Source organism: Janthinobacterium sp. HH104 (assembly GCF_001758715.1).
Lineage (GTDB): Bacteria > Pseudomonadota > Gammaproteobacteria > Burkholderiales > Burkholderiaceae_D > Janthinobacterium > Janthinobacterium aestuarii.
Genome location: NZ_LRIB01000013.1, coordinates 190,167 through 209,959, shown reverse-complemented (window position 1 = coordinate 209,959; position 19,793 = coordinate 190,167). Strand labels below are relative to the sequence as shown.

The window sequence follows — 19,793 nt, the reverse complement described above, 5'->3', positions numbered from 1 at the left end:
GGCGATCAAATTAGTGGGTGGAAGCGGCGGCGGAGGCGACGGGCGCGCCGCCGCCCAGGGCCGCATACAGGCTGACCTGGCTCGAGAGCAGAGCGCGGCGCGTCTGCACCAGCTGCTGCTCCACCGTCAGCAGGTCGCGCTGCGCGTCGAGCACTTCCAGGTAGGGCGCGGCGCCATTGTCGTAGCGCAGCTTGGCCAGGCGTGCCCGTTCGCTCTGCGCGGCCAACGTCGTCTTGCCGATGTCGACCTGCAGCGCCAGCCAGCGCCGGTTCGACAGCGCGTCGGCCACTTCGCGGAACGCGCCCTGCACGCTCTTTTCGTAATTGGCCACGGCCACGTCGCGGCGCACCTCGGCCAGGTCCATATTGGCGCGCAAACGGCCCGCGTCAAAGATCGGCAGCACCAGGCGCGGCGCGAGATTCCAGGCGCCGCTGCCCGAGTCGAACAAACCGTTCAATTCCGCGCTGGCCGTGCCGTAGGCGGCCGTCAGTGAAATCGTCGGGAAGAAGGCGGCGCGCGCGGCGCCGATATTGGCTTGCGCGGCACGCAACTGGTGTTCGGCCGCGATCAGGTCGGGGCGCTGCGTGAGCAAGGCCGAGGACAGGCCCGCATGCAGCGGCTGCAGCACGCTGGCGTCGTCGAAGCGGCGCACCTCACCAGCCACCGGCGTCAGATCGACGGGGCCGCCCACCAGCTGGGCCAGCGCGTGCGCCTGCACGGCGCGCGCCTGTTCCAGCTGGGCCGACAGCGAGAGGGCCTGGCTGAGCAGGGTTTCCACCTGCGTCAGGTCCAGCTTGGAAATCGAGCCTACCTCAAAGCGGCGGGTGAAGATGCGCAGCGATTCGGCGCGGCTGTCGACGGTGGCGCGCGCCAGTTCCACCCTTTCGTCGAGTTCACGCAAGCCCAGGTAGCCATTGGCCACCTGCACCACGAGGGCCACGCCGACGGCGCGGCGCGCCTCGTCGCTGGCCAGCAGGGTTTGCAGCGCGCTGTCTTTGAGGCTGCGTACCCGGTCCCAGAAATCGAGTTCCCAGGCGCTCACGTTCAAGCCCGCCTGGTACTGCGCGCTGGTCATGGCGCGGCCCGTCGGACTCAGGTCATCTGGCACGCGTGCGCGGCTGCCGGAGGCGCCCAGCGCGATGGTGGGAAATTGCTCCGCGCGCTGGATGCCATACGCGGCGCGCGCCTCTTCCACGCGCAACGCGGCGATGCGGATGTCGCGGTTGCTGGCCAGCGCCTGCGCAATGAGCGCCTGCAGGCGCGGGTCGGCAAAGTAGCTTTGCCAGGCGACGTCGGGCGCGTGCGCGCCGGCCGGATCGGTTTCCGGATACTGCGCCGCCACGGGCAGCGGCGGTGGCGCATACGGCGGCGCCATCGAGGCGCAGCCGGCCAGGGCCAGCGTGGCTGCCAGGGCGGCCAGCATGGCGCGGTGTGGCAAGGTAAAAACAGCCATGGTCATCATCTTCCAGTCAATTCAGAATGTTGTAGCCGCCATCGACGTACAGGGTGCCGCCCGTGATGGCACGCGCGCCGTCGCCGGCGAGGAAGGCGCACAGCGCGCCCACGTCCTCGATGGTGGCCAGGCGGCGCATGGGCGAACGTTCGATGGCGTCGGCCATCAGGCGGTCGAAATGGGCGATGCCGGAAGCGGCCCGCGTTTCCAGTGGCCCCGGCGAAATGGCGTTGACTCTGATGCCTTGCGGGCCCAGTTCGGCGGCCAGGTAACGCACGGACGCTTCCAGCGCCGCCTTCACGGGCCCCATCAGGCCGTAGTCGGCGATGACTTCCTCGGCGCCCAGATAACTCATGGTCATCAAGCTGCCGCCGTCCGGCATCAGCGGTTCGGCCAGTTTCGCCATGCGCATGAAGGAGTGGCAGGAGACATCCATCGCCTGCGCAAAACCGTCGGCGGAACTGTCCGTCACGCGACCATGCAAATCGTGTTTCGGCGCATAGGCGATGGAATGGACGACGAAGTCGATGCGTCCCCACTGCCGTTCGATCTGCGCGAACAGCGCCTCCAATTGCCCCGGCACGGCCACGTCGAGCGGCGCCATGATGGACGCCTGCACTTGCTGCGCCAGCGGTTCCACGTGCGTTCTCGCCTTGTCATTGAGCCAGGTGACGGCCAGTTCCGCGCCGGCCGCGCGCAGGGCGTTGGCACAGCCCCAGGCGATGCTTTGCGCGTTGGCGATGCCCACCACAAGCCCCCGCTTGCCCTGCAAGGGCAGGTGCGGCAAGGGGGCCGTCATGCCGGGACTGGACGCAGGGCGGGCCACGGCGTGGCCGCCTGAACGCAGCGCACGGCGCCCGCATGCATGGCGGCGGCGCACATGGCCAGCGTAACGCCGCCGGCGCGCGCATACGGCAAAGCAATCGGAGTGTGGGGATGGAGGGTACTGCACGCGTCAGGCGCGGGGGTCTGCATCTTCATGAATCTGGCTTCCGTCACTGAAATTCGAGGCCGGCACCAGTGCATTCTCGGGGAACTGGTACAGGGCGAAAATTACTCTACAGCATTTAGATACGTGATTCGCGATGAGTCCGGTCCGCATGCTTATCGTTTTGAGCTAGGTCAACTATAAGTGCGATTGCGGCAATGCAACATTGATATACATCAAATTCTACATCAATATTATTTAAATGAACTAATTGACAAGCAAGCGAATCGCAGTGCTTGTTTGACAACATCGTGGGGCTGGCGCACAGAAAAGCGGCCGCACAAAAAGAAGGGGGATTGCCTGGAAAACAAGCGGTGGGGCGACTTGGCGCGAGGCGCCAGGCGGGGAGCGGGAAAAATCGGGGCCATGCTATTGCGATGCAACATGGCCCCCATGCACTACTGGAATGACAGGAGCGGCCTTATTTGCCTGGCGCCGGGGCCGGACGCGAATACAAATCGATGATGGTGCTGATGCCATCCTGGCAAACGGAGCAGAACGTCTCGCTGCGGTCGAACATGATGCACTGCATCTCGGGCCGGTAGTAGCCGGACGACTCGTAGTGCGCGCCTTCGAAGGCGCCCACCGCATGGCGCTGCGGCGCTTTCGAGAACAGCTGCTGCGTGTACGCCAGGTCGGCCTTGAACAAGGTGCTCATTTCGCTTTCCGTGCGGTTGGCCGCGCGCAAAGCCGCGCGCTGCTTCTGGTATTCGCGCGCATGGCTGTCGTACGCCTCCTTCGGCCATGGCGTCGGCAGCGGCGTGCCCGCCTTCACATGGTTTTTCCATTTCAGCTTGGCCGGATCGCGCAGCGCCGTGGCGTTCGGTTCCCACGGTTCCTGGCGCTCGCCATTCGATTGATAGGCCACGGGCGAAGTGTAGTACTCGTCGGCCAGGCCGGCGAAATGGTGGCCGAATTCGTGCACGAACAGGTAATTGGCCCAGTCGCTGTTGGCCGCCGCCGTGCTGAACTGGCCGAAGATGCCGCCACCGCCGTAGGTATCGTTATTGACGAGGATTTCGATGAATTCATACGGCGCGTACTGGGCCAGGTCGCGCAGCGCGCGGTTGTCCGTCGTCAGCACATAACGCTCGCTGCCGAAGATGTCGTAGCGCGTGCCCAGCGGCGACGCGTGGTGCACGCCCGTCGATGGGCGCGACACGCCCGACTCCGGCGTCGGCGCGGCCATGGCCCACACATTGAAGTCATTGGCCCGCTCGCGGAACGGCGACACGGTAAACAAGTGCTCGGCCAATTTGCGCGCCGTCGCTTCGAACTTGCCCATTTCGGCCGCCGTATAGCCATCGCCCATGATCAAGAGGTCGACCTTGCCGGACGATGGACCGCTGATGCGGATCGGTATCGGCTTGACGGGCGCCGGCGGCTGCTTGCGTATCACGTCCTGCGCGGCCGGATCGACGTCCGTGCTCCACACAATGGAAAACAGGCCGCGCTCGTCGCGCTTGAGAATGCGCACGCGCACGGGCTGCTCGGGCTGCGGGAAGCGCACAGATTCCTGGAACGCGCGCGTGGTGGTTTTCGCTTCATCCGTGCTGGCCCATTCGCCGAAGATGGTGGAAAAACCGCGCGAATACAGCACCTTGCCCGACTTGATGTCGACCACTTCCAGCATATTGTTGCCGCGGTTGCTGTCATCGATGGGGCGCGCCAGGTTGCCCGCCCATGGCAGGGGCTCGACCAGCACGCGCTCGACCGCATAATGCTCGCCCAGCGCATTGCCGCTGTGCTGGTAATCGAGGCGCATGGTGGCCGGCTGGGCGGCACTGGCCGCTTGCGCGGCAGGGGCGATGCCGGCGGCCAGCGCCAGCGCGCAGAGGAAGGATCGAATCGGGGTCTGCTGCATGTCATTCCTAAAACGGTAGAAAAACAGGTGAAGGGATCGGTTTTCCAAACAATCGGCGGGCCTGCCGGCAGGCGCGGGAAAAACCGCTGCGGCACATTGTAGCGACAGGAAGGGGACGTGCAAAGTGGCCAGCTTGACCCGGCAAGGCAATCGGCATATATTAGACTGACCAGTCGATTAATTAAAGGTAAGTCCATGCGCACCATCGATCCCGATAAACACGCGGCACGCCGCGACGCCATTCTCTCCGCCGCGCGCCACTGCTTCGCGCACAAGGGCTTTCACCAGACCAGCACCGCCGCCATCTGCGCGCAGGCGGGCATGAGCCCCGGCAACCTGTTTCATTACTTCCCCACCAAGCAAGCGATCATCGCCGCCATCGTCGACCAGGAAGGCAGCGAGACGGCCGCCTATTTCGCGGGCGTGCAAGGCAGTGCCGATGCCTACGGCGCCCTGCTCGACTTCATGGACCTGGTGCTGGCGCTGGCGGCCGACGCGGACTTTGCGGGACTGGCGCTGGACATTGCCGCCGAGGCGATGCGCGATACGGACATCGCGGTCAGGGTGGCGCGCAACGACGCCAGCCTGCGCGGCGGCGTGCAAACCTTGCTGGAAGAGGCGGCCGCGCAGGGCCAGGTCGACGCCGCGCTGGCCCCCGCGCAAACGGCCGGCTGGATCGCCGCGCTGATCGATGGCATCTTCAACCGCGTCGCCGTCGATCCCGATTACGCGCCGCTGGCGCAGCGGGCCAGCCTGCACCTGTTATTGGCGCGCTTCCTGCGCCCTGCCCTGGTATGAGCGCCGCCATGAGCCGCTCACCGAGTACGCCGCCCGCGCGCATCGCCGACGTCGACGCCCTGCGCGGCTGCGCCCTGTTCGGCATTTTGGTCGTCAATATCGGCGCCTTCGCCACGCCCTGGTTCGGCCTGGGCCTGACCGATCCCGCCTTTCACGGCGGCGTGGACCGCGCCACGCACTTCCTCGTCGCCCTGCTGTTCGAAACCAAGTTCTACCTGCTGTTTTCTTTTTTGTTCGGCTACAGCTTCACCCTGCAGTTGCAGGCGGCCGCGCGCGCCGATGCGCCATTCGTGCCGCGCATGCTGCGCCGGCAAGCGGGCCTGTGGCTGATCGGCGCCCTGCACGCCGTGTTCCTGTTTCATGGCGACATACTGACCACCTACGCTCTGCTGGGCATCATGCTGCTGGCGCTGCACCGCTGCGGCGAACGCCAGGCACTGTCCCTGGCGCTGGTGCTCGTCGCCGTCTGCGTCGCATTCTGGGCAGGCATGGCCTGGCTGCAAAGCCTGCAGCCGCCGGGCGACGCCGCGCAGCTGGCCGTGGCGATGGCGCAAAAAGCGGCAAGCGCGCTGGCCGCCTACCGCGCCACGCCAGCCGCCGTCGTCCATCAGCACCTGCGCGAACTCAATGACATCTGGCTCGTCCTGCTGCTGGTGCAGGCCCCGTGTGCGCTGGCCATGTTCCTGTGCGGCCTGGCCGCCGGCAAGCGCGAGATGCTGCTGCATGCGAGCGACTATCTGCCGCTGCGCGGCCGCCTGCTGCGGGCCGGCACGCTGGCGGGATTGCCCGGCGCCGCCTTCTATGCGTGGACCTCCGTGTATGGTGACAGCCAGGCATGGCAGGTGGCGGGACTGGCCGTGGGACTGGCCACCGCTCCGCTGCTGGCGGGCGCCTACCTGGCATTAGCCCTATCTCTGTTCGAGCGTCTGCGCGACGGCACGCTGTTTGCGCTGCTGGGCGATACAGGCCGCATGGCCCTGTCGAACTACCTGCTGCAGTCGGCCATCTGCGCCGTGCTGTTCCTCGCGTATGGCGCGCGGCTGATGGGCAGCGTCTCGCCGCTGGGCGCCCTGGCGCTGGCCGCCATCATCTTTTGCGCGCAGCTGCCATTGAGCCGCTGGTGGCTGCGCGGCCACGCTTATGGCCCTGTCGAGTGGCTGCTGCGGGCCCTGACGGTCGCCGCGTGGCCGCGCTGGCGGCGCTAACGCGCCACTTACTTGTAGCGGTACAGGGGCTGACGCAGCTGGATCGGGCGGATATCGAGGCGCAGCTTCAGCACCGAGTACGCTTCCGCCTCGGTCGAGCTGTAGCCGACGCTGTTGACGGTTTTACTGAAGCGGAACTCGAAGCCCAGGTCCGGGTACGGGTCGCGCGGGTTGCCGAAGGCGATGCCGATGGCTTCCTGCTGCGCGTTGTCGATCAAATTGCCCATCAGGTCGAGCACGGCGTTGTTGCCGAGGATATCGTTGGTAAACACAGGTTCGCGCATGTCGGGCTGGTTCGGATCGAGCTTGTTGTCGGCCTTGTCCGGCGACGGCGTAAACACGCGCGTGACGAGATTGAATTTGTCGCCACGGTCCAGATAGCTGATGGCCGCGTTGCTGATATTGAAATTTTTCACACCACGGTCGCTGATGGCGCCCGACAGGTCGATCAGCAGGGCGCCGCTGTAGCCGATGACTTCCACGTCGCGCATGGCGTCGACCACCATGGCGCTGTTTTCATCGATGCCCAGCCCCAGGTGATAGCCTTTTTTCAGCATCACGGGAATCATGCGGGCAAAACGCCCACGCACCAGCAGATGCTGGTCGACGAACACGTCGCTGCCGATGAAGCCCAGGCCCGGCGCGATCTCGCGGCCATCCGTCACGCCCATCTTGAGCATGTCGAGCACGGGTTTGGCATCGTAGAACATGGTCGTGCTCATGATGGCCGCGCCGGCGCTGGAACCGGCGATCACGCCGCCGTTGCGGTAGACCGACCAGATGGCTTCCAGCGCGGCCGTGCGGCTGCCGTCCGGGCGCAGCAGGGCTTGCGTGATGCGCCCCTGGTCGCCGCCGGCAAAATAGATGCCGGTGGCCGACTTGATCTGCGTGACGATGGCAGGGTCTTCGGCCGCCTTGCGGTAATCGCGATTGGCCAGCTTGACGGCCAGCGGCACGAAAAAGGCCTCGGCGCCATATTGATTGAGTTTCTTGATGATGTTTTCACCGGATTTTTCCGGGTTCATCGCGGCCGACGCCAGCACGGCGATGCGCGCGCCCGGCCCGCCCGACAGCTTGACGATACGTTGCCAGACTTCGGCATTGTCGGCGCGCAGGCCGCCGCCGATGATGACGAGAGTGCCCTGCGGCGCGCTGCCGATGGCACTGCCGGCCGGCGCCGCCACGGCATGGACGCTGCACAATGCCAGCACGAACAGCAGCGCGGCGCGGAAGGTGTGGTACAGGCTTGAAGATGATTTCATGGTGCCTTTCGAATACAAGAAAAGTGGCGCGCACTTGTCGATACCGGCGCGCGCCCTTGCTGCCAAACTGCTGCTTGCAACCCAACTCCAGCGAACGACGATACTACCTGCCGCATATGACAACGTTGTTGCGGCATCCCCGACTTTTTTTACTTGAAGCTGTAATTGGCGCTCGCATAGAAGCGCCGGCCGCGCGGGTCCGTGTAGCTGGGATCATAGCCGGACAGGAAAAAATAGGCCTGGTTCGAGTATGGCGGACTGGTATTGAACAGATTCTGTATGCCCGCGCGCAGCTTGAACTGCTGGCTGACCGCATAGGCCGCCGACATGTCCCACAAGGTGTACGCCTTCACCCGGTTCGGCTTGACCAAGCTGCCGTCATCGATGTTGATGGCCGAGTTCTGATCCCGGTAGCCGCTCGAATACGTGTTCGACAGGCTGGCCGAATACGGGCCGCTATCCCAATCGAGTGTGATCGTGTGGCGCCAGCGCTGCACCACGCCGTCCGTGACGAAGCGATTGAGATTGCTGATGAAATCGTCGCCGGGACTGGTCTGGATTTTTGAGCCCAGCACATACGTGCCGCTCAGGTGGCCGCCAAAGCGTCCCCACGCCGTTTGCACGCCATGCAGGTCTGCCGTGATATCGATGCCCGCAGCTTTTTGCGCACCGCGGTTTTCCTTGCGCAGCTCGATATAGTCGATTTCATTGTCCTCGTTGCGGTGCACGAGGTTGCCGTACTTGGCCAGGTTGCCCAGGATGATGTCGTCGCCGATTTCGCTGATCAGGTTCGTGCGCCTGATGTTCCAGTAATCGGCACTGAAGGTCCAGTGCTGGCTCGGTTCGAGCACCAGGCCCACCGAGAACTGGCGGCTGCGTTCCGGTTTCAGTTTGTCGTTGCTGTAGCGGCGCGTATCCCAGTCTTGCGCGCAATCGGCATAATTGTTGTCCACGGTGGCGCACAGCACGGGATCGGGCAGGGTCGCCGTACTGCTGTAGACGGTGGGACGGTGCAAGTCCGACATCGACGGCGCGCGGAAACCCTTGCCGGCCGAAGCGCGCAGCAGCACCTGCTTGCTGGGCATGTAGGTCAGGCCGACCTTGGGACTGAGGGCGCCGCCCACCTGCTCGTAATGGTCGTAGCGGCCTGACAACTGCGCCTGCCATTGCCTGGTCAACGGCAGCAGCAATTCGCCATAGACGGCTTGTACATTGCGGCTGTCGCTGGTGCCCCTGCCGCCTTCCGGCGCCGCATCGTTGCTGATGTTGTCGCTCATGAGCAGCGCCGATGGGCGAAACTCGGTGCGTTCGCGCCGCACTTCGCCGCCCACGGCCAGCGCCATGTCGCCGCCGCCCATGGGCATCAAGGCGCGCGACACCTTGAAATCGAGCGAGTCCATGACGCCGCGCGCATGGCGCACCTCGTCGTCGACCTGGATGCTGTCGAGCAGCCCCCGGCCTTTCGCGCCGGAAGGCCCGAAGGGATTGATGTCGCCGGCGGCTATCCCTGCCTGCAGCTTGTCGTACAAGACGTAGCCGTGGGTATCGCGGTCCTTCACCACATTGACGCTGTGATTGAAGCCCACGTCGTAATCCCAGCCGGCGAGCGTGCCGGTGGCGCCCACGACGTAGCGCTGGCTCTCGCTGGTCAGCTGGCTGGTGCGCATGCCCGCCTCGTTCAGCCGCATGCGCAGTTCCAGTTCGCGCTCCACCTGCTTGCCATCGTCATCGAGCAGCGTGTCGAAACCCGCATTGGCCAGCTGCGGCACCTTGCTGTAATCGAGGTAGCCGATCACGCGCGCCGACGACCCCACGTAATGGCTGCGCGAGCGACTCAGCGCCACTTCCGCATACAGCTGGTGATCGTTATTCAATTTCAGCACGCCGCGCGTGAGCAGGTTCTGCTTGTCCGTCTTCGGATACAGCTCCGTGTCGCCCATATAGTTATAGGTACAGGCATCGACGCCACCCGTGCCCGCCGGCAGGTACAGATTGGCCGGCGGCGCGCAGTTCGGAATGCCAAAATTGATCTGGCGGTTGGTGATCGGCTGGCCATTGAGCAGGAAGCCGTTGTCCTGCAGGTGCTCGCGCTGGGCGCTGGACAGGCGGATATTCGCCGGGCTGGTAAAGTTCGACAGCAAATGCCCGAGGCGCTGCGGAATCTGCAGGTTCGGGATGAACTTGCGCTGCGAGGAGCGCAAGCCGTCCGTTTTTTGCAGGTCGACCACGGCGAAGATATTGTAGCCATCCGCAGCCAGGTCGCCCGTGCCGGCCGTGATGCTGGCCGTGCGCTTGCCCGCGCCGCCTTCATCGGTGCGGCTGCCGTAGACGTTCAGCTCCACGCCCTGGTAATCCTTGCGCGTAATAAAATTGATGACGCCGCCGATGGCGTCCGTGCCGTACAGGGCCGAGGCGCCATCGAGCAGCACTTCCACGCGCTGCAGGGCGGCGGCCGGGATGTTGTTCAGGTCCACGCCCGCATCGTCGCCGGGCGAGGCAAAGTTGGCCATGCGCCGGCCATTGAGCAGCACCAGGGTCGACGAAGTGCCCACGCCGCGCAGGTTGGCGCTGTTGAAGCCGCGCTGGTCGCCGCCCACGTTGATGCTGGCGCCGTCCGTCAGGCCGCCCACGTTGGCCGACACGCGCGCCATCAGCTCGGCCGCCGTCGTCACGCCTGCCTTTTCGATTGCGGCGCGCGTGATGATCTGCACGGGCAGCGCCGTTTCCGATTCCAGGCGCTTGATGGCCGACCCCGTGATCTCCACGCGCTGCATTTTTTTCGGTGCAGGTTCTGTCTCCTGCTCCTGCGCCTGCGCCTGCGCACCATTGCCCAGCATGCCCAGCGCCGCCGATACGCTCAGCGCGCCCAGCGCCACGCGCACGCCTTGCGCCAGCACCGACTCGCGTGGCAAGGCGCCGTCCTGTCTTTTCATCTGCATTGTCACTCTCCCCCTGATGTTGATGTCTGATTTTTATAATGATTTTTGGACTGCCTTGCGCTGCTTCGCCGCTGTTTTTCGTGGGCCCTGCACGCCATGTTCGCCGCCATACAGATAGGCGGCGATGACGTCGCTCAAGCGGGCCGCTTTTTCTACGTTCTTTTTGTTCGATACCATCAGCGCCACGGCCAGCGCCTCGATCATGGCCAGCGCCGTGCTGGCGCTGCTGGGCAGGACAGGATGCGTGCTTTGCGCGTACAGCGCGTGGTCGGCCAGTTCGGCCAGCGGCGACGCGGGCGAGTCGGTGAGCGCGACGATGCAGGCGCCGCGGTCGCGCGCGAAGCTGGCCAGGCCGATGCAGTCGAGCGTATAGCGGGGAAACGCGATCACCACCAGCACGTCGTGCGCCGTCAGGTTGACCAGGTGGCCGGCCGCTACTTCCGAGCCGCCGATGCCCACCACTTCCACCACATGCGGGCAAAACGGTTGCAGGTGCTGCACCAGCATGCCCGCCAGGTTGGCCGACAGGCCAAAACCCATCACATACACCACCCTGGCGCGCGTCAGTCGGCGCACCACGGCCTGCATGGCGGGCGGCGACAGGGCATCGGACGTGGCGGCGATATTCGCGGCCGCATACTCCAGGCTTTGCGTGATGGGCGAGGTGGCGCGCGCGCGCCGTTCTATCGTGCGGCGCAGTTTGTCGACCGGCTGCAACAGCGATTGCAGGGTTTCGGCCATGGCGCCGCGCATGGCAGAATAATTCTTCTGGCCGATATCGCGTGCGAAGCGGCTGATGGTGGCCGTCGACACCTGGCAGCTGTCGGCCAGTTCCTCGATGCCCAGCGCCGTCACGCGCATCTGGTTGCGCAGCAGGTAATCGGCGATCTGCCGCTGCGAAGCCGAGCCGCCAGCCAGCACGTGCAGCAGCGCCTGCCCCAGCGGCGATTGCGCGAACGCGGCATCGGGCGACGCCAGCGTGGTGGCAAATGGCATGGGGGCGTTGCTTCTGGCAGGACTGGCGGATGCTCTCATATCACTGGCGGCCTGTATTCTTGGGCACTGCGGATCACTGGTGGAAGGCGAAATCGGGTCGCTGGAACTTACTGTACTCATATCAAAAAGAAAACTCAACAAATATTTGTAAAAGGATTTTCATTGATTTACTTCGTGAAAATATTGCTACATAATCGACCGGAATCCATCAACCATGCACCTTTCCGGGGCGCCCACCATGCAAGTACAACAGCATCCCATCTCCACCGCGCACGCCAGCATGTCCTGCCAATTGAGCAGCTTCCACTTCGGCGCCGCGGCCGCCACTAGCCGCAGCGGCAAGAAGGTGTATATCCAGGCGGCCCTGCACGCGGACGAGGTGCCGGGCATGCTGGTGTCGCAGTTTTTGCGCCGCGAACTGCTGGCGCTGGAAGCGGCGGGCAAGGTCCACGGCGAAATCATCCTGGTGCCGGCTGCCAACCCGATCGGCCTGGCGCAAGCCATCCATGGCGCACCGTTCGGCCGCTTCGACCTGACCACCGGCATCAATTTCAACCGCGCCTACCGCCACGTGGCCGATGAACTGAAAATCACGCTGGCTGGCCAGCTGGGACAGGATGCGCAAGCCAACGTGGCGCTGATACGCGAGCATGCGCGCGCCGCCATCGCCGCCTGGCGGCCGGGCACGGATGCGGAAACCTTGAAGAAAACCCTGCTGGGCATGGCCATCGACGCCGACATTGTGCTCGACCTGCACTGCGATAACGAGGCCGCACTGCACATCTATACGGGCACGCCGCTGGCGGCGCAGATCGCGCCCCTGTCCGCGCTCCTGGGCGCGCGCGCCGTGCTGCTGGAACTGGCGGCCGGCGAAGAGCCGTTCGACGAAGCCTGCAGCCGCTTGTGGTGGGATCTCGACGCGCACTTCGGCGGCCGCTATCCGATTCCCGCCGCCTGCCTGTCGACCACCGTCGAACTGCGCGGCGAAGTGGAAGTGAGCTACGTCCTGGCCGAACGCGACGCCGCCGCCCTGCTGCGTTTTCTCGCCATCGAGGGCGTGCTGGAGATCGACGGCGCCGACGACAACCTGCCCGCGCCGCAATGCGAGCCGACGCCGCTGGCCGGCGTGGAGCCGATCCTCGCGCCGCATCACGGTGTGCTGGTCTACCTGCGCGAAATGGGCGAGGTGCTGGCCGCCGGCGATGCGGTGGCCGACCTGATCGACCCCGTCAGCGGCGAGACGACGACCTTGCGCTGCACGGTCGCCGGTGTCTTTTTTGCGCGCAGCGCCCACCGCCACGTCCTGCGCGGCATGAACGTCGGCAAGGTCGCCGGAGCCGTCGCCTACCGCGGCGGCAGCCTGCTGAGCCAATAAGTGACACCCATGAGAAAATTCAAGCTCCCCAATACCTTCGTCCTGCTGTGCGGCATCCTGGCCATGATCGCTGTGGCCACGTGGCTGGTGCCGGGCGGGAAATTCGACACCCAGCTGGTGAACGGCAAGCAGTTGATCATCCCCGGCACGTTTCACTATGTCGACAACAAGCCGCAAGGCCTGGCCGCGCTGATGATGGCGCCCATCAAGGGCTTCGTCGACGCCAGCCTGATCATCGGCTTCGTGCTGATCGTCGGCGGCGCCTTCGCCGTGCTGCAAAAAACGGAAGCCTTCGATTCGCTGATCAAGGCCATCGCCAAGGCGCACACCAGTTCGCGCTTCGTGCGCGCCGCCATCATCCCCGTCTTTTTCACCATGTTCTCGCTGGGAGGCGCCACCTTCGGCATGAACGAGGAAGCGATCCCCTTCATCCTGATCTTCGTGCCGCTGGCCCTGGCCCTGGGCTATGACACCATCACGGGCGTGTCGATTCCCTTCATCGGCTCGCAGGTGGGCTTTTCCGCCGCCTTTTTGAACCCGTTCAACGTCGGCATCGCGCAAGGTATCGCGGGCGTGCCGATCTTTTCCGGCATCGGCTATCGCCTGATAGTGTGGGCCATCGCCACAGCGGTCAGCATCGTGTTCTTGATGTGGTACGCGGCGCGCATCAAGCGCCATCCGGAGAAAAGCCCGACCTACCTGCTCGATATCGAGAAGCGCAGCGAGCACTCGATGGACCTGGACAGCTTTGCCGGCATGACGCGCACGCACCGCGCCGTGCTGTGGATCTTCATGGCGACCTTGCTGACGATGGTCGTCGGCGTCGTCAAGTACGACTGGTTCATCGATGAAATCGCCGCCCTGTTCCTGGTGATGGCCATCGTCGTCGGCCTGGTTGGCCGGCTCGACATGGATAGCCTGGTGGCGTCGTTCGTGCAGGGTGCGCGCGACATGGTCAGCGTGGCGCTGGTCATCGCGCTGGCGCGCGGCACCATGATCCTGGCGCGCGATGCGCAGATTATCGACACCATGCTGCATGCATTGACGCCGCTGGTGGCCTCGTCGAGCCCCGTCTTCGCCGCGCAAAAGATGTTCTTCATGCAGTCGGTGATCAACTTCTTCATCCATTCCGGCAGCGGCCAGGCGGCGCTGACCATGCCCATCATGGCGCCGCTGGCCGATCTGGTGGGCGTGACGCGCCAGACGGCCATTCTGGCCTTCCAGTTCGGCGAATTCACCACGCCGATGATCCCCACGTCCGGCATCACCGTCGGCGTGCTGGCGCTGGCGCGCGTACCGTGGATCACGTGGGCCAAGTGGATGATCCCGCTGCAGCTGATCTACCTGGTGCTGGCGCTGCTGCTATTGATTCCGCCCTGCCTGATGCACTGGCAGTAAAACGGAACACGCCATTGACCGATGCCGATGGCGAGTTGAAAAATGCTGTGAATGGCCCACCGTCTCCACCGGATTGCGATGATCAGCGTCGATGCCAGACGCCCTGCCCTACTGCGCGCATACACTGCCAACTCAGTTCTGGCTCCACTGCGGTAGGTACTCTTGCACAACATCCTCGACTGAACTCGCCTGCAGTGCATCGCGGCGACGCTTGAGCGGATCGCGCTCGGGCAATGCACTCATCCATTGTTTGAAACGGACAAAGGCCATCGGCTCGAGCGTATTCATCCTGGCCATAGCACCGTTGGTGGCGACGATGACCGCAGAGAATTGCGCTGAATCGAGCAACTCCTGGGCACGCGGTGCTTGCGCCACCCAGAAATCGTCGTCCTCATCGCTTAAGCGAATGGGATGCGGATCATCACCGACCTGCACGCGGCGGATAATATCCACTTCGAATCCATCTTTATTGACGGCGGTATATTTCTGCGCGTCCCGGATCCGGAACGTCGGGTCCACTTTCTGAAGCACGCCCAGCATGGAAACGTCAACTTTGCTCAAGGCGGTAGCGAATGCGACGCGTTTTCGTACATCCCACAGCAGATCAATATCGCGTGTTGCTACCGCATCGTCTTCAAAGGTCATGCCGGCAGCCGATTCATAGGCATACAGCGCGTGCGTACCAACCACGCGAAAGTGCTCACCGAGCCTGGTAGCCGCCAGGCGGTTCAAAATATCCACAATAATCGGCGCGACGCGTCCAACGCGAAGTGCACGGTTCATGCGTTTATGCTTGAGCAATGAAGCCTTCAGACCATCTCGCCGCTCGGCAGCCATTTCCTTTCTCTGACGGAAACTGGCGTACATTGCTTCCGTTTCCGGCGAGCGCCGCCCCAGACTTTTCTCACTGCCGGAGGCACTGGTACGTACCAGATAGGCATCGTCAGGCGCTGAGGCAGGCCCCTTATGCCAATACATACCCCCTCGCACTTTGGCGGCCTCGGCAAGAGCATCTTCATAGGCCTCAAAAGTGGCGACCGCATCAATATATTGTCGCGTGGCGTCGGCAGGCCGTTCTCGCATGACTAGGCTCCTCGGTACATTTATCTATTTTTTGATTTTATGCCGAAAAAATATAATAATCAATTACTTACAAAGCAATATTCGGGTGTTGATATTTTATAGAACCTGAAAAGAACACTAGCACCAGAACACAAGCGATGGTTGATCGCACGCTGCACGGATGCCAACGGGATGCCCATGCCACCGAGCCGTGCTGATGGTGCAAGGGACAATGCTCGCTGTATTGACGTTGCTGTCACGTGGGCTGGCAAGAAGCGGGGTGACTGCCGATGATGCTGTATTGCTGAAGCTGATGGCGCTACTGGTATGGCTTACTGATACTGCAGACAATGCATGGCCGCGCTTACAGGGCGGCTTTTTCTTCGGCATTCAAACGCTTGGCGCTGACGTACACGGTGTGCATGGTGGCTTGATCGGCGCTGGCGACAAGGGCGGCGGAAGCGGCTGGCGCGGCGCGGAACTTCGGCACGGCGGCGGTGGCCAGGCTGGTGGCGGCGGCGACGGCGATGATGGCAACGAAGATGGCTTCCATGTTTTTAGCGATGTTCATGATGGTGTCCTTTGAGTGGCTGGTTGTGTGCTGCGATGATTGAACTGTAGGCCGATCCCCCCTGAACTGCCATCGGATTGCGACCAAACGCACGATTTGCGGGACAGAATACAAACAGCCCGGATGAAACGCGCAACGGGCCATCGCCGTGGCATTTGAGGCTTGCCGGCCCCATTCCTGGCCATTTCAGCGCCTTGCAAGCCCCTAAAAGCCCTACCGCCAGCCAACCTTGTTTATAATCGCCGTACACTAAAGGACTTCTTTCATGACTGATCAATTCTCCAAAAAGGGCGAAGCCTGGTCGGCCCGGTTTTCCGAACCGGTCTCGGACCTCGTCAAGCGCTACACAGCTTCTGTATTTTTTGACAAGCGCCTGGCGCTGTTCGACATCGAAGGTTCGCTGGCCCATGCGGAAATGCTGCATGCGCAAGCCATCATCAGCCCGGCCGACTACGCGGAAATCCAGCGCGGCATGGCGCAAATCTCGCAGGAAATCGCCAGCGGCCAGTTCGAATGGCTGCTGGACCTGGAAGACGTCCACCTGAATATTGAAAAACGCCTGACCGAACTGGTAGGCGACGCGGGCAAGCGATTGCACACGGGCCGCTCGCGCAACGACCAGGTGGCCACCGACATCCGCCTGTACGTGCGCTCCGCCATCGACGACATCACCGCCCTGCTTGCGACCTTCCGCAGCGCGCTGACGGATCTGGCCGAGCAGCATGCCGACACCATCATGCCGGGCTTTACCCACATGCAGGTAGCCCAGCCGATCACGTTCGGCCACCACATGCTGGCGTATGTCGAAATGTTCGGCCGCGACGCCGAACGCATGGCCGACTGCCGCAAGCGCGTCAACCGCCTGCCGCTGGGCGCCGCCGCCCTGGCCGGCACCACCTTCCCGATCGACCGCCTGCGCGTGGCAAAAACGCTGGGCTTTGACGACGTGTGCCACAACTCGCTCGACGCCGTGTCGGACCGCGACTTCGCCATCGAATTTTGCGCCGCCTCCGCCGTGCTGATGATGCACGTGTCGCGCATGGCCGAAGAACTGGTGATCTGGATGAGCCCACGCATCGGCTTCATCGACATCGCCGACCGCTTCTGCACCGGCTCGTCGATCATGCCGCAAAAGAAAAACCCGGACGTGCCGGAACTGGCGCGTGGCAAGACGGGCCGCGTCTACGGTCACCTGACTGGCCTCTTGACCCTGATGAAAGGCCAGCCGCTGGCCTACAACAAGGACAACCAGGAAGACAAGGAACCGCTGTTCGACACCGTCGACACCGTCATTGACACCTTGCGCATCTTCGCCGATATGGCTGGCGGCATCACGGTGAAACCGGAAGCGATGCGCGCGGCCGCCCTGCAAGGCTATGCGACGGCGACCGACCTGGCCGACTACCTGGTCAAGAAGGGCTTGCCGTTCCGCGACGCCCATGAAGCAGTGGCCCTGGCCGTGCGCGCCTGCGTCGACGCGGGCTGCGACCTGGCCGACCTGTCGCTCGAGCAGCTGCGCGCGTTTTCCCCGTTGACGGACGAAGACGTGTTTGCCGTGCTGACCCTGGAAGGTTCTGTCGCCGCGCGCGACCACGTGGGCGGCACTGCGCCGCGCCAGGTACGCGCCGCGATCGCCCGCGTGCGTAAGCAGCTGGAAAAATAAACGGCGCCTGCGCCTTCGGACGCCTCGCTGCATCGCTGCAGCGGGGCGTTTTTCATTGGCTATGTCACCGTCAGGTGTGGAAACGCTCCCAGCGTTGCCTTCAATAATGTTTCTGGCGAACGGATGCGCCCGGCATCTAGTATCCAGCGCCAGCCCAGGTAGTTCGGCAGGTAGCGCGTCGCGACGCCGTGAAAGGGACCCAGCCATTGCCGCAGTCGGCTGTGATAGGCGTTGACGTTCTGCACATGGGCGGCACCCTGCACACGGATGCCGGCGCGCAAGTTAACGGCCTGATGACTGATGCCCGATTCTCGAGCGAAGGCCCGGTAGGCGGCATGGCCGTCGGTGACCAGCAAGATGTCTTTGTCGATGACGGGCAACAGGCAATGATGCAGCTGCGCTTTCGTCAACGTTCCTTTGCCCGTGACGAAATCGAGGGTTTGTCCCGTGCGGTCGCGGGCCACCAGGATGCAGACCTGTTCATTGGAAATGCCGCGCTTGTGGGCATGGCCGCCCCGGCAGCGGGCCGGACGCGTCAGATGCCGCGATCCCTTTTCCGATTCCAGCACATACAACTCGTCCGCTTCGGTAATACCATGCAGTCGATGGGGCCGGTCTGTCTTTGCCAGTGATAAGAAACGGTGACGCCAGCGGAACGTGGTGTTGCGGTGTACGCCCAGCTGTAACGCCGCCTTGCGCACGGAATCGGATGCCAGAAGGCAATCGGCGTAGTCGAGCCACAACGATTTATGCCGCAATCGGGCCAGCGGCGTGCCGGTCAGCGCATTGAAGGTGCGGCCGCATGGCACGCAACGATAACGCTGCAGTCCGTGTGCATGGCCGTGCCGGTGAGCATGGTTGCTGTTGCAGGCGGGGCAGGCCAATCGCGGCTGGGCCACATTTTCCAGCAGCGCGACGGTCGCGTCGTGTAGCGCGCCGCCACGCAGCAGGGCAATGCCTGCCTGCCGCTGGCGGTGGCTCAAAGCGGCGAACTGGGCGATGAAGGTTTTCCACTGGCTTGGCTGCATGGAAGGCTCCCGTTTGTCTGCGATGTACAGTCAGACAGCAGGGGCACAGGAAGATTCCTAGGACTTCCCCTACTTAGCGGGGACAGAGCCTTTTCATTGCGCGACGATTTTCGACAGCACGGAAAAAGCCGCCCCCGTCTGCGACGCTTCCAGCAGCAAAGTCAGCTCCGTATACGTGCAGATGATGTTGATCAAATTGATGCGCTCCCACGCCAGGCGCTTGAGGATGGCGTGATACACGCCCGGCGTGTAGCAGGTCTCTGGCGCCAGGTGCAGGGTCACGGCCGTCACCCGCTCCAGGCGCGCCAGTTCCTGCTCTTCGCCGAACACCTCTTCCACCAGCGCATGCAGCGAACGGCTGCAGATCACCATCACCTCGTTGACGCCGCGCGTCACGGTAATGAAGGTGCCGCGCTGGGGTGCGGCCAGCGCCAGCAACTGGCGCTGGCAGTCATAGGTCTGGTCGGAATAGCGGTAGGTAAAAATCATCAATTCGCTGCGTGTGGACAGCTCTCCCGCGCGGTGCGCCAGCACGATCTCGCCGCTTTTCTGCTGCGGCATCCGTTCGGCCAGGCGGCGCAGCGCCATCACCACGGCGGCCTGCCCCACCGGTTTCCACAAGTCGGTCTGCAATTGCGGCTGCAGCTGGCGCGCCAGTTCCGACAGGTTCAGCAAGCCACGGCCCAATCCCTCGCTGAGAAAGGCCGATTCCATCACGATCTGTTCCACTTTGGTCGCTATCGAAAGCATAGTTCTTCGGGCCGGTGATTCCGGTGCACGCACCAGGAGCCGGCAACCCTTCCTGAAAAAAGGATGCACTGCGCCAGCGGCCACGCCGGGCGGCGCGGTCGGACTCGCGGAAAAGATCCCCCTCGCGGGGGGAAGAGCCGGCTGGCGGCGGCTAGGAAGGCGGATGCAGCATGAATGCCGCTCCAGAGGGGAAATGGCTGAAACCAACAGCAGAAAACAGAACTGACGTCATGTGAAACTCCCGATTTTTTTCCCGATGCGCTGTATCTGGACGCGGTCATTGCCGCGTGCGCTTTTTTTGTCTTCGCGTGGTCCGCAGGGAACAACGCGAAGAGCTAGTGTAGATCGCAACATTTAGAAAAGGCAACAGTGTTTTTCCAACAGAACGCTCCATTAGGGGAAGTAGTCCATAACAAAAGTTGCAGCTTGTGGTAGATCAAA

The 19,793-nt window shown here is 63.5% G+C and carries 16 protein-coding genes; 5 read left to right on the top strand and 11 right to left on the bottom strand.

The genetic code is table 11. The features are described from left to right. Positions 1-10 precede the first annotated feature (10 nt). From JAB6_RS01810 to JAB6_RS01800, 4 genes are all read right to left on the bottom strand, one after another. On the bottom strand, positions 11-1,459 hold the full coding sequence (locus JAB6_RS01810) for an efflux transporter outer membrane subunit (RefSeq protein ID WP_070301467.1): 1,449 nt from the start codon (positions 1,457-1,459) through the stop codon (positions 11-13). A gap of 10 nt (positions 1,460-1,469) precedes the next feature. Beyond that, positions 1,470-2,252 (bottom strand): enoyl-ACP reductase FabI, encoded by a 783-nt coding sequence (gene fabI, locus JAB6_RS01805; protein ID WP_175444485.1) that lies wholly within the window; start codon positions 2,250-2,252, stop codon positions 1,470-1,472. Next, the gene (locus tag JAB6_RS28815) at positions 2,249-2,434 is read right to left on the bottom strand and encodes a hypothetical protein (protein WP_139143248.1); all 186 of its coding nucleotides are present in this window, start codon (positions 2,432-2,434) and stop codon (positions 2,249-2,251) included. The genes fabI and JAB6_RS28815 overlap by 4 nt, the downstream gene beginning before the upstream one ends. A gap of 428 nt (positions 2,435-2,862) precedes the next feature. Further along, a complete protein-coding gene (locus JAB6_RS01800) occupies positions 2,863-4,305 on the bottom strand; it encodes an IgA Peptidase M64 (RefSeq protein ID WP_070301158.1) in 1,443 nt (480 codons plus the stop codon). A gap of 195 nt (positions 4,306-4,500) precedes the next feature. Between JAB6_RS01800 and JAB6_RS01795 the strand changes: the two genes are divergently transcribed. Both JAB6_RS01795 and JAB6_RS01790 read left to right on the top strand, forming a co-directional pair. Continuing rightward, entirely contained in the window at positions 4,501-5,103 is a 603-nt protein-coding gene (locus tag JAB6_RS01795) for a TetR/AcrR family transcriptional regulator (RefSeq protein ID WP_070301157.1), read from the top strand. Positions 5,104-5,111: 8 nt separating this feature from the next. Further along, entirely contained in the window at positions 5,112-6,308 is a 1,197-nt protein-coding gene (locus tag JAB6_RS01790; RefSeq protein ID WP_139143247.1) for a DUF418 domain-containing protein, read from the top strand. A gap of 8 nt (positions 6,309-6,316) precedes the next feature. Here the strand turns inward: JAB6_RS01790 and JAB6_RS01785 are convergent, their stop codons facing one another. The 3 genes from JAB6_RS01785 to JAB6_RS01775 form a co-directional block, all read right to left on the bottom strand. Beyond that, positions 6,317-7,570 (bottom strand): cyanophycinase, encoded by a 1,254-nt coding sequence (locus JAB6_RS01785; RefSeq protein WP_070301465.1) that lies wholly within the window; start codon positions 7,568-7,570, stop codon positions 6,317-6,319. Positions 7,571-7,719: 149 nt separating this feature from the next. Next, the gene (locus JAB6_RS01780; protein WP_070301155.1) at positions 7,720-10,509 is read right to left on the bottom strand and encodes a TonB-dependent receptor; all 2,790 of its coding nucleotides are present in this window, start codon (positions 10,507-10,509) and stop codon (positions 7,720-7,722) included. Positions 10,510-10,542: 33 nt separating this feature from the next. Further along, positions 10,543-11,505 (bottom strand): MurR/RpiR family transcriptional regulator, encoded by a 963-nt coding sequence (locus JAB6_RS01775; RefSeq protein ID WP_070301154.1) that lies wholly within the window; start codon positions 11,503-11,505, stop codon positions 10,543-10,545. A gap of 238 nt (positions 11,506-11,743) precedes the next feature. Here JAB6_RS01775 and JAB6_RS01770 point away from each other — a divergent pair, with 238 nt between their 5' ends. Both JAB6_RS01770 and JAB6_RS01765 read left to right on the top strand, forming a co-directional pair. Beyond that, positions 11,744-12,880: a succinylglutamate desuccinylase/aspartoacylase family protein gene (locus JAB6_RS01770; protein ID WP_034746429.1), complete on the top strand. Its 1,137-nt coding sequence runs from the start codon at positions 11,744-11,746 to the stop codon at positions 12,878-12,880. Positions 12,881-12,889: 9 nt separating this feature from the next. Continuing rightward, positions 12,890-14,278, top strand: coding sequence for a YfcC family protein (locus JAB6_RS01765; RefSeq protein WP_034746426.1), 1,389 nt, complete (start codon positions 12,890-12,892; stop codon positions 14,276-14,278). Positions 14,279-14,410: 132 nt separating this feature from the next. On the opposite strand, the gene JAB6_RS01760 is transcribed toward JAB6_RS01765, so the two are convergent. Both JAB6_RS01760 and JAB6_RS01755 read right to left on the bottom strand, forming a co-directional pair. Further along, a complete protein-coding gene (locus JAB6_RS01760) occupies positions 14,411-15,361 on the bottom strand; it encodes a GSU2403 family nucleotidyltransferase fold protein (protein ID WP_034746423.1) in 951 nt (316 codons plus the stop codon). Positions 15,362-15,704: 343 nt separating this feature from the next. After that, positions 15,705-15,911 carry a hypothetical protein gene (locus JAB6_RS01755; protein WP_034746421.1) on the bottom strand — a complete coding sequence of 69 codons (207 nt, stop codon included), beginning with the start codon at positions 15,909-15,911 and terminating at the stop codon, positions 15,705-15,707. A 265-nt stretch (positions 15,912-16,176) separates the two neighbouring features. Between JAB6_RS01755 and argH the strand changes: the two genes are divergently transcribed. After that, positions 16,177-17,574 carry an argininosuccinate lyase gene (argH, locus tag JAB6_RS01750; RefSeq protein WP_070301153.1) on the top strand — a complete coding sequence of 466 codons (1,398 nt, stop codon included), beginning with the start codon at positions 16,177-16,179 and terminating at the stop codon, positions 17,572-17,574. A 59-nt stretch (positions 17,575-17,633) separates the two neighbouring features. On the opposite strand, the gene JAB6_RS01745 is transcribed toward argH, so the two are convergent. Together JAB6_RS01745 and JAB6_RS01740 are read right to left on the bottom strand one after the other, a co-directional pair. Further along, positions 17,634-18,602 (bottom strand): IS1595 family transposase, encoded by a 969-nt coding sequence (locus tag JAB6_RS01745; RefSeq protein WP_070301152.1) that lies wholly within the window; start codon positions 18,600-18,602, stop codon positions 17,634-17,636. Positions 18,603-18,695: 93 nt separating this feature from the next. Continuing rightward, entirely contained in the window at positions 18,696-19,352 is a 657-nt protein-coding gene (locus JAB6_RS01740) for a hypothetical protein (RefSeq protein ID WP_034746413.1), read from the bottom strand. Positions 19,353-19,793 lie beyond the last annotated feature (441 nt).